Origin of the sequence: Algoriphagus boseongensis, from assembly GCF_004362805.1 — a bacterium.
GTDB lineage: Bacteria > Bacteroidota > Bacteroidia > Cytophagales > Cyclobacteriaceae > Algoriphagus > Algoriphagus boseongensis.
Map to the genome: position 1 here is coordinate 768,195 of NZ_SNYF01000005.1, position 15,703 is coordinate 783,897.

The 15,703-nt window shown below is 40.4% G+C and carries 15 protein-coding genes; 3 read left to right on the forward strand and 12 right to left on the reverse strand.

The annotated features are described in order from the left end of the window. Positions 1–31: 31 nt before the first annotated feature. Positions 32–403, forward strand: coding sequence for a hypothetical protein (locus DFQ04_RS03345; RefSeq protein WP_133552670.1), 372 nt, complete (start codon positions 32–34; stop codon positions 401–403). A 57-nt stretch (positions 404–460) separates the two neighbouring features. On the opposite strand, the gene DFQ04_RS03350 is transcribed toward DFQ04_RS03345, so the two are convergent. The 3 genes from DFQ04_RS03350 to DFQ04_RS03360 form a co-directional block, all read right to left on the reverse strand. Further along, the gene (locus DFQ04_RS03350; protein WP_133552672.1) at positions 461–1,174 is read right to left on the reverse strand and encodes a GIN domain-containing protein; all 714 of its coding nucleotides are present in this window, start codon (positions 1,172–1,174) and stop codon (positions 461–463) included. Between the two features lie 75 nt (positions 1,175–1,249). Further along, on the reverse strand, positions 1,250–1,915 hold the full coding sequence (locus DFQ04_RS03355; RefSeq protein ID WP_133552674.1) for a hypothetical protein: 666 nt from the start codon (positions 1,913–1,915) through the stop codon (positions 1,250–1,252). A gap of 76 nt (positions 1,916–1,991) precedes the next feature. Then, positions 1,992–2,570, reverse strand: a complete 579-nt coding sequence (locus tag DFQ04_RS03360) for a Crp/Fnr family transcriptional regulator (RefSeq protein ID WP_133552676.1) — start codon at positions 2,568–2,570, stop codon at positions 1,992–1,994. 174 nt (positions 2,571–2,744) lie between these two features. Here DFQ04_RS03360 and DFQ04_RS03365 point away from each other — a divergent pair, with 174 nt between their 5' ends. Next, positions 2,745–4,403 carry an amidase gene (locus DFQ04_RS03365; RefSeq protein ID WP_133552678.1) on the forward strand — a complete coding sequence of 553 codons (1,659 nt, stop codon included), beginning with the start codon at positions 2,745–2,747 and terminating at the stop codon, positions 4,401–4,403. Between the two features lie 54 nt (positions 4,404–4,457). Here the strand turns inward: DFQ04_RS03365 and DFQ04_RS03370 are convergent, their stop codons facing one another. The 5 genes from DFQ04_RS03370 to DFQ04_RS03390 form a co-directional block, all read right to left on the reverse strand. Beyond that, positions 4,458–5,732 carry a serine hydrolase domain-containing protein gene (locus tag DFQ04_RS03370; protein WP_133552680.1) on the reverse strand — a complete coding sequence of 425 codons (1,275 nt, stop codon included), beginning with the start codon at positions 5,730–5,732 and terminating at the stop codon, positions 4,458–4,460. 199 nt (positions 5,733–5,931) lie between these two features. Continuing rightward, entirely contained in the window at positions 5,932–6,126 is a 195-nt protein-coding gene (locus DFQ04_RS03375; RefSeq protein ID WP_133552682.1) for a cold-shock protein, read from the reverse strand. Between the two features lie 4 nt (positions 6,127–6,130). After that, positions 6,131–6,376, reverse strand: a complete 246-nt coding sequence (locus DFQ04_RS03380; RefSeq protein ID WP_133552684.1) for a cold-shock protein — start codon at positions 6,374–6,376, stop codon at positions 6,131–6,133. 10 nt (positions 6,377–6,386) lie between these two features. Next, a complete protein-coding gene (locus tag DFQ04_RS03385) occupies positions 6,387–7,583 on the reverse strand; it encodes a DEAD/DEAH box helicase (protein WP_133552686.1) in 1,197 nt (398 codons plus the stop codon). A gap of 2 nt (positions 7,584–7,585) precedes the next feature. Further along, positions 7,586–8,560 (reverse strand): fatty acid desaturase family protein, encoded by a 975-nt coding sequence (locus DFQ04_RS03390; protein WP_243739623.1) that lies wholly within the window; start codon positions 8,558–8,560, stop codon positions 7,586–7,588. Between the two features lie 570 nt (positions 8,561–9,130). Here DFQ04_RS03390 and DFQ04_RS03395 point away from each other — a divergent pair. After that, a complete protein-coding gene (locus tag DFQ04_RS03395; protein WP_133552690.1) occupies positions 9,131–9,826 on the forward strand; it encodes a methyltransferase domain-containing protein in 696 nt (231 codons plus the stop codon). An 11-nt stretch (positions 9,827–9,837) separates the two neighbouring features. Here DFQ04_RS03395 and DFQ04_RS03400 read toward each other — a convergent pair whose 3' ends face one another. The 4 genes from DFQ04_RS03400 to DFQ04_RS03415 all read right to left on the reverse strand — a co-directional run bounded on the left by DFQ04_RS03400 (position 9,838) and on the right by DFQ04_RS03415 (position 15,661). After that, on the reverse strand, positions 9,838–10,182 hold the full coding sequence (locus tag DFQ04_RS03400) for a putative quinol monooxygenase (RefSeq protein ID WP_133552692.1): 345 nt from the start codon (positions 10,180–10,182) through the stop codon (positions 9,838–9,840). A 128-nt stretch (positions 10,183–10,310) separates the two neighbouring features. Beyond that, complete coding sequence (locus DFQ04_RS03405; protein WP_133552694.1) at positions 10,311–10,829, reverse strand: hypothetical protein; 519 nt, start codon at positions 10,827–10,829, stop codon at positions 10,311–10,313. A gap of 130 nt (positions 10,830–10,959) precedes the next feature. Further along, positions 10,960–14,199, reverse strand: coding sequence for a DUF5689 domain-containing protein (locus tag DFQ04_RS03410; RefSeq protein ID WP_133552696.1), 3,240 nt, complete (start codon positions 14,197–14,199; stop codon positions 10,960–10,962). A 163-nt stretch (positions 14,200–14,362) separates the two neighbouring features. Then, positions 14,363–15,661 carry an APC family permease gene (locus DFQ04_RS03415; protein ID WP_133552697.1) on the reverse strand — a complete coding sequence of 433 codons (1,299 nt, stop codon included), beginning with the start codon at positions 15,659–15,661 and terminating at the stop codon, positions 14,363–14,365. Between the last annotated feature and the right edge of the window lie 42 nt (positions 15,662–15,703).

Below are 15,703 nucleotides of genomic sequence, written 5' to 3' on the forward strand. Positions count from 1 at the left end.
CATGTTTCGTCTAGTTCCAAAAGACAAACTCATGAAAAAACTTTTCCCAATTCTTGTTCTCATTCTAGGATTGTGGTCTTGCCAAGATCAAGAGGGACCTAGAGCTTGCGGAACGGAAAATCCAATTGAAGATTTAGCCTGGCTCAAAAATCTAATTACAGAAATTGAAGGCTATTCCTTAAGTGAATACAATTACGTAGTCCAATCTACCTATAGGGGAAAGACCATTTTTTTGGTACAAAGCTGTTGCCCTTTCTGCAGTTATGCGGTACCGATTTTTGATTGTCAGGGAAATAGTTTGGGATATATTGGGCAACAAGACGGAATTCAACCTGATGATGTGAAGGAAGGAAAAGTGATTTGGAAGCCTGAAAATTCCCAATGTGCTTTTACCCAGAATTGAGAAAAACAAAAGAGGGTTTGCTGAAAAGCAAACCCTAATTACTTAGGGGAAATTGGGTTAATTTCTATTTACCCTGCCGATTCCGCTTACATTATCTCTGATAACAGTTGGATTTCCGGTGTATTTAATTTCTCCGATACCTGAAACATCCAGGGAAATTTCATTCTCACAGTGGACAGCAACTCGACCAATTCCAGAGCTTTGCAAATTCACATCCTGAACAATCAATTCTGAAGCATCAATATTTCCAATACCCTCATTTTTTAAATTGAATAGATCCGCTTTTCCTTTCAGGTTCATATTTCCCAACATATTCAGATCAGCATCAATCTTTTTCGCATTGATTTCCATGGAGATATTTCCAACTCCTTCACCGTTGATGGTAATTTCTTCCAAGTTAAATGCCGATTGAGTTTTAATATTTCCGACGCCTTCAAATTCAAAACTTCTCAGGTCTGAAATACTCAGATTCACCTCCAGTTTTTGATCTTTAAAGAAACCACCTTTCAATTCCTCCAAATCCAGGGTCAAAAGATCTCCTTCTTGAGTGATTTTCAAATTCTCTGATAGTTCCTGGCTCCCATCGATGCTGATGGATTCCTGATCCGATTGGATAAGATTTACATTAAATACTCCGCTGATTTTCAATCTTGAAACTCCAGAAATATCTCTGGTTTCTTCAAATCGATTGTCGGAGTCTTCCTGAGATCTTGGACTGCAGGAAAAAACGGCCAATGCCAAGGCCGCAATGGATAATAGTTGGGTTTTCATACGTGCTGGTTTTGTTTTAAAATTGGCTTTAACTCATTTAAGTTAAACAAACCGCATCGAATTATCTGAATTCTTTTAAAATTCCCAGCGGGTGAATACTCCAAAATTGCCTTTATTGATCTTATTTGGACCATAAGCATCCCAATCTGCTCCTAAACCAAAGGCCAAAGGTCCGGTTTTCAAACCCGAACGTAAATAAAGGAAACTTCGATTGTGGACTGATTCCGAAAGGCTGGTATTGTAGACAAATTGCATTCTGTTGTACCAAGTCCATTTTTCGTTTAACTGAGGTTTAAACTCATATAAACCAAATAGTTTCATGTCTTTTCCTTCATTAAAGAAGAAACTCCAGACAGTTATGGCAAGAAACTTTCGGTTGGCAAAATTGTGAGCTAGTCCTCCAAATGTATTGACTCCTGCTATTGAGTTTGCCTCAACACCTCCAGCCAATGCAAATCCTTTTTTTCCTAAAGCATAATTTACCTGTACCGGAACCACAATGGAATTTCCCAGAGTGACTTCTGGATCATAATTGTGACTAAAAACAGAAATCGTCAAAAGGCTGAATTTGCTTTCTGGTGTAAAGTTTTTCTTGTAGACTAGTTGAAAATCTAATTTTCTATTCCCAAACATAAATTCAACTGGAGTGGGAGGGACAGGGCTTTGAGCCCATGAAGCTAGACCGCTGAGGAATGCTAAAGAAAAAAGAAGGAATTTTTTAGAGAGAAAGCCTTTAGTCATGGGAAGTGAAACTTAATTCACTACAAACCTAAGCTTTGAAAATTTCTTGATTCTTGCTCTAGAACAATACTTTGTCTCAGTTCAATTCGGATTTGAGCCGACTTAGGGTAAAAGGGGTGATTCCTAAATAGGAAGCAATCATCCGGCTCGGAATTCTTGTTAATATTCCGGGATAGTGCTGGTTAAGCCATTTTAATTTATCTAGAGCAGACATTCCCTGAAGCTTGTAAATCCGCTTCTGAGAAGTGATGTAGGCATTTTCTAAAATATTTCGGTAGACCTTATTGAAATGTGGAGAGGTTTCTACCAATCGAAAAAAATCAGTTTTATGAATTTTGAGGAATTCTGTTTCTTCGATCGCTTGGATAAATTCCATGGAAGGACTGCCCTCAATTAAACTAGTCAGGTTTGTCCCAAATTTATCCTCCAAGGCAAAATACCTGATCATCTCTTGTCCGGATTCGTTGATTTGGTACATCCGAAAAGAGCCTTTTAGGATGAAATAGATGGCCTGACAGACCTCACCTTCTCTAAGAATAAATTCCTTTCTCTTTGCTTTTTGAAAATGAAAATTAGGGCTTAGCTTCTCAAATTCATCCCTATCGATTGGAATCAACCTGTTTATGTATTCGAACAAAGATTGGTATTGATCCATGGGGTTTAGGGTGGCAATGAATATTCAAATTGCGAATTATTTCATGGATTGACTATTTAAGAAAAGGTTTTCAATCTAGGATTTTGCCGATCGGCAAATAAAATTATTTCCGGAATTGAATTTTTCTAATTTGCCTTATAGTCAAATTTTAATTCTATACTCTAGATAGATACCATGAGAAAAGTTTTCAAGTTTTCATTTTTATTTCTTTTCGGGCTCTTGATTTATGGATGTCGCTCTAATCCTTATGGTTTTACCAAAAAGGACATTACCCACGCTCAGAAATTAATAGGAATTGAGTTTGACAAAAGCAGAATCGAAACCATGGAGGGTTATCTCTCAAGAAATAAATTGGGATATGACAGCATGCGTATGTATCCAATTTCCAACGAGACTTTTCCTGCCGTCCAATTTGACCCACATCCGAAAGGATTTGAATTTCCTAAATTTCTGGAGGCTCCTACTTTTTCAATTCCAAAGGATATAGACCTCCCAGAAGATCGAAATCAATTGGCCTTTTATACCATTCCCCAATTGGCATCCCTGATTCAAAATAAGAAAATCAGCTTTTTGGAGCTTACCGAGTTTTTTATCGCCCGAATCAAGAAATATGATAATCAACTGCATAGTGTCATTACTTTGACGGAGGAGCTTGCGATTACTCAGGCCAAAAAAGCAGATGAGGAATTAGCCGCCGGGAAGGTTAGGGGCATATTACATGGGATTCCTTATGGAATTAAAGATTTATTTTCAGTCCCTGGCTATCCTACCACTTGGGGCGCAATGCCCTATAAAGATCAAGAATTCGAGGAAACTGCCACTGTGGTCAGAAAACTTGAAGAACAGGGGGCTGTTTTGGTTGCAAAGCTAGTTTCGGGGGCTTTGGCAAGGGGAGACGTTTGGTTTGGTGGAAGGACCTTAAATCCTTGGGACTTAACGCAAGGAGCAACTGGATCTTCAGCAGGCTCCGGAGCAGCAACCTCAGCAGGATTGGTTCCTTTTGCAATTGGAACAGAAACTTTAGGGTCGATAACATCTCCTTCCGCAAGGACAGGGATTACAGGTCTTCGACCAACTTATGGACGAGTGAGCCGTTTTGGAGCCATGAGTTTGAGTTGGTCTATGGATAAAATCGGTCCAATGGCTAGAACAGCCGAGGATTGTGCGATCATTTTTCAAGCGATCTATGGAAAAGATTCTGGCGACCCAAGTACAAATGCTGTAGGTTTTCAGTTTTCCCCTAAAGAAGCCAAATCCTTAAAATTGGCTTATTTGAAAAAGGATATAGAAAAAGACACCACAGACTCAGGAAAGAATTTACAGGCTTCATTGGAGGTCTTTAAAAGTATTGGATATGAGTTGGTTCCCATAGAACTTCCGGAAAATTTCCCTTATGGGGTTTTTGACATTATTCTTCGTGCCGAGGCAGGTGCTTTTTTTGATGAATTGGTTCGGTCTGGTGAGGTGGACTTAATGGTGGAACAGGACGAAGGCTCTAGAGCTAATTCCCTGCGTCAATCCCGCTTTATCCCTGCTGTCGAATACATTCAGGCGAATCGAGTTAGGACTCAACTAATCGAGGATATACATGCGCTATTCAAGGATTTTGATGTGATCATAGCTCCACCCAATAGAGGTCGGCAACTTTTAATTACGAATTTGACTGGACATCCTGCCTTGAGTATTCCCAATGGCTTGGATCAAAAGGGTCGACCAACTAGTTTGACTTTGCTTGGGAATCTTTACCAAGAAGGTAAAATTTTGGAACTGGCAAAAGCTTACCAAGATGCCACCGACTTTGAGGAAAAGCTTCCTCCTTTGTTTTCAAAATAAGAAAGGGCTGCAGTAACGCAACCCTTTTGCTTAATAGATTATGAGTTATAGTGTTTACTTCTTTTCTGGTTGGGCAACATAGGGACCATAGACAGCATCTCTAAATTTCTTGTGAACTTGTCCTGCAAATGGCATGACTTGCACAAATAAAACTGCTGTCAAATCATGCTTAGGATCGACCCAGAATAAAGTACTGGCAGCTCCATCCCAGAAAAACTCCCCAACTACACCCATATTTTCTTCAGGACTTGAAGTAGGAGCCACTCTTACGGCAAAGTCAATTCCGAAACCTACATTTCCTTTTGAAGGTAGAAACATCCGCTCGGTAACACTGTCATCCAATTGATTGGTAGCCATTAATTGGACAGTTTCTGGTTTTAGAATAGTTACTCCATTATAGGTGCCTTCATTGACTAGCATTTGGGTAAACTTCATGTAATCATCCAAAGTGGATGTCAATCCATATCCTCCCGGAGTCAAAGCCCATTCTTTGGTATTGAATGCATGAGCAATGGAATCTGGGACTTGGCTTAAACTTTCATCTTCTCCTCTTCGGTACATGGCAGACATTCTTCCTCTATCTGCCTCCGGAACAAAGTATCGGGTTTCGCTCATTCCCAGAGGATCAAGGACATTTTCCCTGACATATTCTCCATAGGGTTTTCCAGAAAGTCTCTCAACCAAAAATGCCTGAACATCCACAGATGGTCCATAGGCCCATTGAGTTCCCGGCTGAAACATCAGGGGAACTGTACCCATTTTCTCAGCCATTTGAACCAAGGTATTATTTGGATTTCCTGCATCGGCAGCTTTTAACAATTCTCCTAATCCGGGTTGATTAGGATTTATAGCAAAACCGGCTGTATGCCGTGTTATGTCACGGATGGTTATTGGACGGTTTAATGGCTCCAGTTTGATCACTCCCGAAATGGAATCAACTCCAGAGAAAACCTGCATATTGGCAAACTCAGGAGCATATTTTTCCAAAGGATCATCCAGTTGAAAAGCTCCCTTTTCATACAAGGTCATCAGAGCCACCCCGGTTACGGGTTTGGTCATGGAATAAATGATTGCAATGGTATTTCTACCCATGGGCTTTTGGGCCTCTCGATCTGCAAAGCCAGTTGCATGGAAATAAACTTCTTCGCCTTTTTCAAAAATCAAAGCCGAAGCTCCGGCCACCATTCTTGATTCTACCATTTCATTTAATGCAGAATCTAGGCGAGCCTTGGCAGCATCAGTAATGACTTTATTCTGGGATTCATCAGGACCGGAACATGCCCAAGAGGCTAGAATTAATAGAGTCAGTAGGAGCTTGAAAGATTTCATGACAATTTTTGGATTAGCTGGGTAAGTGGTTTAAAATGATTGGGTAAACGGTTTTTAAATATACCTAAGAGTAATCTGGTATTCTATTTTCACCTTTCAGGATCTGAAAAAATTAGAAAAAATAAAAACCCAGAAAACCAAGGGACATCTCATAAAGATTAACCCCCAGCTTTCTGGGCTTTGATAAAATAGGTTTGAATTAACCTACTACCTTCACATTAACTGCGTTAACGCCTTTTTTACCTTGAACCACGTCAAAAGTAACTTTGTCACGCTCACGGATTTCGTGTACTAGACCTGTGTGGTGTACGAATACATCTTCACTGTTGTCATCTGGAGTTATGAAACCAAAGCCTTTGGTATCATTAAAGAATTTTACTGTTCCTTCATTCATAATTTTACTTGTTTTGTTCAGCTTTTCTGCTGAGGAAATTGGATTGATTTAATTGTTTTTTTGGTACTGGCGGAGCAGGAGGGAGGTCGGAAAGATTTCCATTTTCATCCACATACACCGTCATATTTTCTAGACTCCCGTCTTTGGGTTGGGACTTGCGTTCAAGCTTTTTCTCTAATTTTTCTTTTTGCTTCCTTCTCTTGAGTTCAGCCTTTTGTTTCTTGATAAATGTGTTTTGATTCTTAGACATAAAGGGATTCTCAATTGATAAAGGTGATGGCCTTACCGGTTTTTCCGGCACGTCCTGTTCGCCCAATTCTATGGATATATGCATCCATCGTCATAGGCATTTGATAGTTGATCACATGGCTGACATCAGCCACATCGATTCCTCGGGCAGCTACATCAGTTGCTACCAAAACCCGGATAGTTCCGGATTTGAATTCTCCTAAAACTCGGTTTCTGAAGTTCTGTGATTTGTCTCCGTGAATTTGTCCGGCAGTAATTCCACCTTGGACTAATTTCTTGGCAAGACGATCAGCAAGTCTTTTGGTCTCTGCAAAAAGGATGACTTTGTTTAATTCAGGATTTCGAAGAAGCTTCTCCAAAACCATAAACTTATCTTCTCCTTCTGGGACGAAAATGGTTTCCTGATCGATATGTTCATTCGCACTTGTTCCCGGATCCACATGAATTTCCACTGGGTTATTCAACAGTCCTGAAATCAGCTTCTGTTGAGTAGGATCTAATGTTGCGGAGAAAAGAAGCGTTTGCTCTCTTGGCCCGATCATTTCCACCAATCGCTTGACATCCTGAATAAATCCCATGTCCAGCATTCGGTCAAATTCATCCAAAACCAAGGTGTTGACATGTTTCAAATGAAGGACTTTTTGTCTCGCAAGATCCAATAGCCTTCCCGGAGTACCGATCAAAACCTGAGGCTTCTGAGACAAATGGTTCAAATCGCTTTGAAGATTGGTGCCTCCGATGAAGGTGGCCCATCTAAAATTCATTCCCAGTGTCAAGCCTTTGAATTCTTCTCCGATCTGAAGTGCAAGTTCTCGGGTAGGAGCAACGATTAATACCGAAGAGGCCAAAGGCTTCTTAAGTAGTCGCATGATCAGAGGAATCAAGAAAGCTGCAGTTTTTCCAGAACCTGTTCTGGAGATCGCCAACATATCTTTTCCATCCAATAACACAGGAACTGCTTGCTCCTGAATAGGTGTAAGGTTGGTGTATCCTTTCTTTTGGATATTAAGCTGAAGCTTAGAATCCAGAGGTAGTTCGCTGAACTTTTTCCCTAAAGAGGGACCAGTCAGAGAAACTGTTGGTTTAGCTTTTTTGACCAAAAGCTTAGGGTCCAAGGAAGAAACAGCCTTTCTTTTAGGTTGATGTCTTCCCGGGGAAGTTGGAGCCCCTCTAAAGTTGGGGCGATTATTTTTTCTTGAAGTATTCATGATTAATGGTTTTGGCTTTTAACAGGCACTGCTTCCATCGTTCCTAATTGATGGAGCATTTTAAAATGGGCCTTTAAAGCGTGAAAAAAGGTTTTTTTATAGTAATAAGGCAGTTGATACTCAGCTGCTGTACTTTGAACAATAGAGGCAATCTTTCGGTAGTGAACATGGCAAATGTCCGGAAACAAGTGGTGTTCAACCTGATAATTCAATCCTCCGATCATCCAAGAAAAGACTCGGCTTTTTGGAGAATAATTACAAGTGGTAGCCAATTGATGAACCAATCTTTCACCTTCTACCATTCCCTCTTCGTCAGCTTGTGGAAATGCCATATCAGGCATAATGTGGGCTGTTTGGAAGACCAAGGATATAGCCAATCCAGTTACAAAATGGAGAGCAAGAAAAGCCAAGATAATTTCCCCAAAACTAAAAGGAGAGAAAATAAGCGGAAGTCCTAAGGTGAATAGGTAATAGGCTATTTTCCAGGCTACGATTTTGAGGACTGTATTTCTATAAATGTTCTTTCCTTTCAGCAAACCCATTTTATAGTAGCGATTAAGACGGATAAAGTCTTTCGTCGTCACCCAAGAGAGCGTGGAAAGCCCATAGAAAAACCAGGTATACCAATGTTGGTAAGAATGCAATTTGTTTTTCTTGACATTAGGCGAAAATCTCAGAAAGAAAGGCGCATTGATGTCATCGTCTCCTTCATGGATATTGGTATAGCTATGATGGAGTACGTTATGCTGTACTTTCCAAACGGTCGCGTTCGCACCAACCATGTTTAGCGTGTAGCTTAGAAGCTTATTGATTTTGAGATTGGAAGAATAAGTTCCGTGAATGGCATCATGCATGATCCCCATTCCGATTCCAGCCATGCCGAAGCCGCTTAGAATGAAACAGGCAAAGAGTTGCCAAGTTTGGGTGAGCAGGCCTGAGCTTACCAATAAAACAGGGACAAAATAAATGGACAGCATGACAATGGTTTTGATGACCATTTCCCGGTTTCCAAACTTACTTTGATTTGTTGTTTTGAAATAGGTGTTGACCCGGCTGCGCAGGGTGAGAGAGAAATCAGAAAGAGCTGATTCCGAAAATCGAATGGTTTTAATAAGAAGGGGAATTAATAGGGGTAAGGTTACTTTTCAAGGTGTTTGTTAAAATCAATCTGCGGAATTCAATTCTTCGTCTAGACAAGTCTAGTGGGGAACTAAAAAGTAGGAAGAAAAGAATTGTTACCGTGGAAAAACTCTTGAAATGCTACTTGGGGCAGGGAAATTACCGATGCAATAAACTGGAAATGGATAATCTACTTTTAGGTTATTACGATTCCAATGCATTAAAGGTAGGCTAAAGAATCGGGCTTGGTACTATACTTATGTCTTTATTTTCTGAAAACAGGGTTTGGAGCCTATCAGACTCGATTTATTTTTTCGATAGAAACCTAAAAAACTAAATTTTTCCTCATTTCAGCCTTTTCTCCAATGTGACAGAAGACACTGTTTGAGGCTTTATCCATGCTGAACTTTGGGCCTAAATAGAAAATTATGTCTAAAGCTCCAAGTTGTAAAATAGAAGATAAAACGAAGTCCTGCTGCTCGTCAACCTTAGCCTTAGAAGAGAAACCTTTCTTGGCAGGACATTGGGATCAGGCCTACCTCAAGAGTCCAGAAGATAAACTGGGCTGGTTTGAAAATGACTTTAGCCCGAGTTTTAAGCTTATTGATCAATGTGAGTTGAATTCCGGAGATCCTATTGTTTTTGTAGGTTCAGGAAGTAGCCGATTGCCTGACCAGCTTTTAGAAAAAGGGATTTCCAACCTTTGGATTACAGATATCAGTGAAGTGGCTATCCAAGAAGTTAAGGATAGAATGGGTGATAAAATCAAGTACGGGGTTGGAGATATTCTTTCTCCCCAAACGCTGGAAAATATCCCTCCTGTCCAATTATGGTTTGATCGGGCGGTTCTGCACTTTTTTACCGAAAAAGAGGATCAGGATCTCTATTTCGACCAACTCAAGAATAAGCTAAAGCCAGGTGGATATGTGATTTTCGCAGAGTTTCATCTTTCTGGAGCTGAAAAATGCTCTGGATTACCAGTTTTTCGATACGAGGAAAAAATGTATCAGGAACGGCTTGGAGAAGAATTCAAGCTAATGGATACTTTTATCCACAATTACCTGATGCCCTCTGGGCAAGTGCGGCCTTATAGTTACGCTCTTTACCAAAGGATAAAAGAGTAATTTTGATTTGTTCAGAATCCCTCCAAAAACGAAAAGGTTTTTAAAGGTAAGCCAGAGGCTGCGTCTTTGAGTTGATCTGATAAATCCCAATATAGCTCGCCTTCCAGAGTGGACATTCCCATTAGCCTTCCGAGCAATTCTCCCATATTAATCATGTGATTCAAGACTGCTTCAGAATCCGAATAAGTCTCCAAAACATGACAAATTGTTCCTTCTGGATTTAAAAACCATTGGTATCGTTCTACTCCGGGTTCTTCTGCTTTTACTTTTGCTACACAGGTAGGAATTAGCCCCTTGAATTCAGCTTCTTTTCCAGGATGAATATGAAAACGAGCAGTTAAGTGAATTTTCTTCATAGCTATTTTGGGTCTGGTAAGAATATAAGATATTGATAATTAGATGGAAAACCTAATCATTTGAAGTAATGCTCAATAAGTAAATAAGGATAAAAGTCCTAGTATTGATTAGACAAAAAACAATTCGTTTAGAAGGATAAACCCATTCCGAAATAAATAGCTTCAGGGAGAGCTACTCCTGTACGTATTAGAAATGGCTTTCCAGGTTTCTGTCGACGATATCCAACATTTGCGGAAACAGGTAGGTTTAAATCGCCATTGAGGGTAAAATTAGGACCAACGCTTACTTCCAGATGATTTGCCTTGCTTCCAGTCAGGAATCCATATTGGGGAATTAAATATTGCCCAGAACCATCAATGGATCCATAAGTTCCAAATCCAACTTTAACGAAGGTAGCTGACACTTTTTTGTCCAGATGTTGGGTAACCATTCTTTCGTAATTCAAAGTGGCAGTGACAATTAAGCCTCCGAAACCCAGTCCGCCATGAAAGGTATTTTTTCGAAATGCATCGTATTGGGGTGGTATGTTTTCCTGAGCAATTGAAATTTGACCAGAAAGTAAAAGCATTATAAATGCTAAGGTTAAGCCTAATTTACTTTTGAAGAAGGTCAGGCTAAATTTTGAGTTGGTGGGTGATTTATACATTTTGGAAGATATGGCTTTCCTTTGAATTTCAAACCCTTATTAGAATTCCTAGAAATATCCAGGAGTCTCAAAAACAAAAAAAGCCCGGCTTAATCCTAGGATTGGCCGGGCTTCTTTATTGAAAGAAATCTTACCGCTTAAGTAATCTAATTATCTTGGTTTCCTGACCCTGATTGAGGTGCAGGTAATAAGTTCCTTTCTTAAGCCTATTGCTGTTAAACTGAATTTTGAGACTTCCATTTTCAAATCCAGAAACTCCGCTTTGGATCATTTCTCCTATTTCATTGAATAGAATATAGGCTACCTCGATACTTAAGGCTTGGTCCAAATCAACGGATATCTGATCATCCATTGGGTTAGGGAAGGTTCTCTGAATTTTGGCTCCCCTAAAGTTTGTTTCTGGAGTGGCTTGATTTTGTTGGCTTTCGCAAGGAACAGTACCACAAGCACCCAAGGTTGCACCTTTTTCCAGCAAGGCTGGTACTGCTGCAAGCGCTACACTTAGTGTATTGCTCTTTCCTGAGTTTCCGGCAGGTAAGCAAACAATAACCTTGTCCCCATTATTTCCACTTCTCACATCTACAACGCAAACGGTTACAGTGTCAGTAAAGCTGTTTCCAGCTTCATCTGCTACTGTTAAGGTATAAATGGTAGTTGTAGTAGGAGAAACTGTTATTTCCTGCCCAACCTGCCCATCACTCCATGAATAGGTATAAGCCCCATTTCCTCCCATAGCATCAGCTGCTCTTAATTTAATGCTAGAAAGTGGTGGGTAACCTAAATAAACAACTCTACCTTCTCCAGCATCTGAAAGCAATGGTTCTCCTGCAAGCAACCTTACAGAAACTGGCAAGTGATCTGAAGTGGTATTGGCATAATTGTCAATCTGATTGAAAGGAATATACAAGACTTCTGATCCTTCAAGGTAATTGTCATAAAGCTCATTGGACAGTGTGATATGATCGATCATATTATCATTGAAAATAAATGATCTCAATCCAGCTTCGCTGAGAGAAACAGTAACCCCATCAAAATCAGGATCGCTAGTTATCACCGCGTATGTACTTGGACCAAATCCGATTGATTCATCCAAATCATCATTGTAATCACCTAGTAGAATGATGTTATTATTTGCATAATAAGCGTCAAGGGTATCTTTCAAGGCTAAGTTGTCAAATCTTCTTCTTTCCAAATCTTCGGAAGCAGAACCGGATTTAGCATGAATATTAATCAGGTTGATTTTCTCCTTAACCCCATTAATATCAGCTCTTACAGTTACCATCCATGGTAATCTACCACTAGACCAGAATGATGAAGCTGTACCTGTTGGATAACTATCCAATAGAGAGTTTAATCCCATTCTTGCCTCATCATATACCTGCTCAAATAATACCTTCTCGCTTAACACCTCCACCACAGCTGTATTGTATATCAAACAGAGTTTTTGAGGAGGGAAGCTAGGGTCTGGAGCTTCAAAAGATCTGGAGAACCTGTCTGAACAAATTACTGCGTATCCTGGCAATTGGGCCACAATCTGTGCCAATAAGTTCTCATCACTGATTTCCTGAACTGCAATAACATCAGGCAGGGTAGCCTGGAAAACCTTCAAAGCATTAGCTGCTTGAAGACTTACGTCATTAGGACCAAAGTTGGAAATGGTAGCTCCGAAGAATTCCATGTTCCAGGTCATTACATCCAGGGTTTCTCCGGCTGGGATATCTGATCCTTCTGCTTCATATGGATTAGTACCAGGTAAATCCGCAATGAATCTTGGAAGTAATTGTAAAGTTCCTCTGAAGCTTCCCAATACCCCGGTGATAGTTTGTGATCCTGTAGGAATGACTCTTCCGATTAGGCTGCTGACCTGTCCGTCAATCCTCAATTCAAGATTGCCTGAACCATCGGTGATGATGTAATTGCTTTCAGGGAATAACAGCCCTTTAGGTACTGCAAAGGAGGCAGCAGGGATTTGAATCAACTGGCCTTCCAAACCAGCATTTATCTGGCTGATAGTTACAACTTTTGGAGTAACAGGGTTTCCATTGCTTTTAACTTCCAATTTGGTAATTGTGCCCAACTGGATTTGCTGGTTGAAGGCTCCGATTTTACCGGTGATTTCGATTTCGTCACCAATTGTAAATAGACCTGCTCCATGTACCTGAGAATCAAACACCGGAATTCCACCAGTTGCATCCTGGATAAAGGCAGGGCCTCCAAATTGATCTGTAGCGGTCAAAATCCCTTTTACCAAAACTTCAGATCCCTGAGACTTTTGTCTAGCTTCTGCAATTGTAATCAACACAGGTCCTGGATCGACAATAACTCCGCCAAAGCTTTGGCCTGTATTTACTGCATTGTAAGTACTTGTTATAGAAGAAGCTGACCAGGTGAAATCAGCATATTTGTTGCCTGTTCCTTGAAGTTGCAAGGATGCTCCAACAGGAGAGGTTGATGACTGCGAAACTCCAAGGTCTACGCTAGTCAATCCATCAGCTGGGCCTCCGACTGCTACAAAGCTTCCTTCGTAACTTAAAAATTGAATCAATTTTGAACTTGGAGCAGGTCCAATTAAGGCAAAGCCGTCAGGAGATCCATTCTGTAGCCCTGAAGCAGAGAAAAACAAGGTGCCAAATCCATTGTCCTGATTAGGGAGAACTCCGGTAAGATTAATGGTGCTATAAGGTGCTCCTCCATTTCCATTATAAAGCACAAGACTATATCCAGTTAAATCCAAACCTGCTGTTCCTGCCACTTCAATGCCCTCATTGACATCTGCTCCGGCATTGTCATAATGGAATTCATTGATAAAAAGAACGGGCTCAAAAGATTGCCCAGTATTTAATGAGCCAAAAGTGGCTGACATAGAACTTGCCCAAGTAAAATCAGTGTAAGTGGATCCCGTGCCTGTTAATTGAAGGGAAAATCCAACGGGCCCGGTACCATTCTCTGCAACGCCAATATCTGTACTGGTAATACCGTTTGCTGGTCCTCCAACTGCTACAAAGCTTCCTTCATAACTTAAAAACTGGACAACAACACCATTATTTACCAAAGCAATACCATCTGGGGCCCCATTTTGAAGCCCATTTGATGGATAGGTTTGAGTGACAAATCCAAACCCATTTCCTGAATTTGTCAGGGTTCCGCTTAGGTTTTTGGTATCATAAACTGCCCCATTTGCTCCATTATATAACACGATAGACCAACCTGTCAGGTCAGTTCCGGCCGGTCCGGCAATTTCGATTGCTTCTCCAACATCTGCCCCAGTGTTGTCATAGTGAATTTCATTGATAAATACCTGCTGGGCAGAAGCTGTGAGGCCCCAAAAGGCAAAAAAGAAAAAGAGTAATCCGCGTAAAGTTTTAATCATATAAGTAGAGTTAGATTTGGTTATAAAATTGAAGTTTTCTTTTGGTTGAATGAAAGAGGTAGGGGTTATGATTAGGTTAATTTTCTAATGAAAAGTGTGTTTTTCTTTTTTGGCCTTATTAGAGAGAGCCCTTCTGATTTTAATCACCCTTTTGAAACTTAATTTATTTTTTCCGAATACTCCAAAAGTAGACAGGCAAACCCAAGATTATCCCCAATGTTCCCCAGATAATAGCCTCTAATCCCGATCCCACAAATAACCAGACGCTAAAGCAAAGGCCTAAAAAGCTGAGAAGTATTGTTTTCCAGTTTAATTCAAAACCAAAGCGATTTTTATAGCAGAAATAGCCAAAAGCCAGGGAGGCTGCCAAATAAAAGTAAAGGGAGGTCACTGTAGTTAATCGAATCATAAAAGCATAAAGATTCCCGAAGCTTTCGCTGAAATTGAAAATCATAATGATCGTCACCAGAATACTGGAGACAATAAGCCCATTGCTTGGAATTCCAAAGCGATTTTTCTTTGCCATGGGTTTTGGTAGCAAACCGTCCTTGGCCATCGCATAGGATATTTGACCCTGAATCAATATCCAAGCATTTAAAGCTCCAAAAGTGGAAATACAAGCCCCTAATGAGATAATATAGCTTGAATTCTTTCCAAAAATATGTACACCTGCATCGCTCAACGGCGCCATGCTTTGGGATAATTCTGCAGGTGACATGACTCCGAATAGAGAGATCGTGCTGAATAAATAAAGCAATACGACTAGGGAAACCCCGATTAAGGTTCCTTTGGGAATGTTTCTTTCTGGGTCCTTAATGTTATCGGCTGGGATGGTAGCAGCTTCAATTCCCATAAAGGCAAAAAAGCATAGTACCGAAGCTCCAGTAATCGCTTGAAAATCTGATTCTCCAGAAATATTCAATGGCACAAAATGATCAGGATCAAAAAAGAATACTCCTCCAATGGCGATAATGAGTAGGGGAAGAATTTTCAATGCCGTGGTGACCACCTGTAGATTGCCTGAAGATCTTATAGAATAGCAATTCAGGGCTGTCAAACTCCAAATTGCCCCTAAAGCAGTCATTCCAAAGAGGAGAAGAGAACTTTCCAAAGCTGGGAAAAAGACACTTAAATATCCTGTGAATGCTAAGGCAATCGCTGCATTCGTACTGCAGTTGGAAAGCCAAAAACCCCAAGCAACTACGAAGGCTGGTAAGTTTCCAAAAGCTGTTTTGGTGTAGGCATAGGAACCACCGCTTTCAGGGATGACCTTACTGAGTTTTCCCATGATGATGGCCAAAGTATAAGCTCCTGCTGCCGCCACAATCCATCCCACCAAACTTATAGCTCCAAATTGTCCTAATACTGATGGAAGAGAAAAAATACCCGAACCGATCATTCCTCCAGCTACTAATGAAACTACTGTAATCAGTCCAAGCTGTCGGGATGAAGAATTTTTCAAAAGAAAATACGGATTGGTGGGTTTTAACTATTTTGGCTTGTC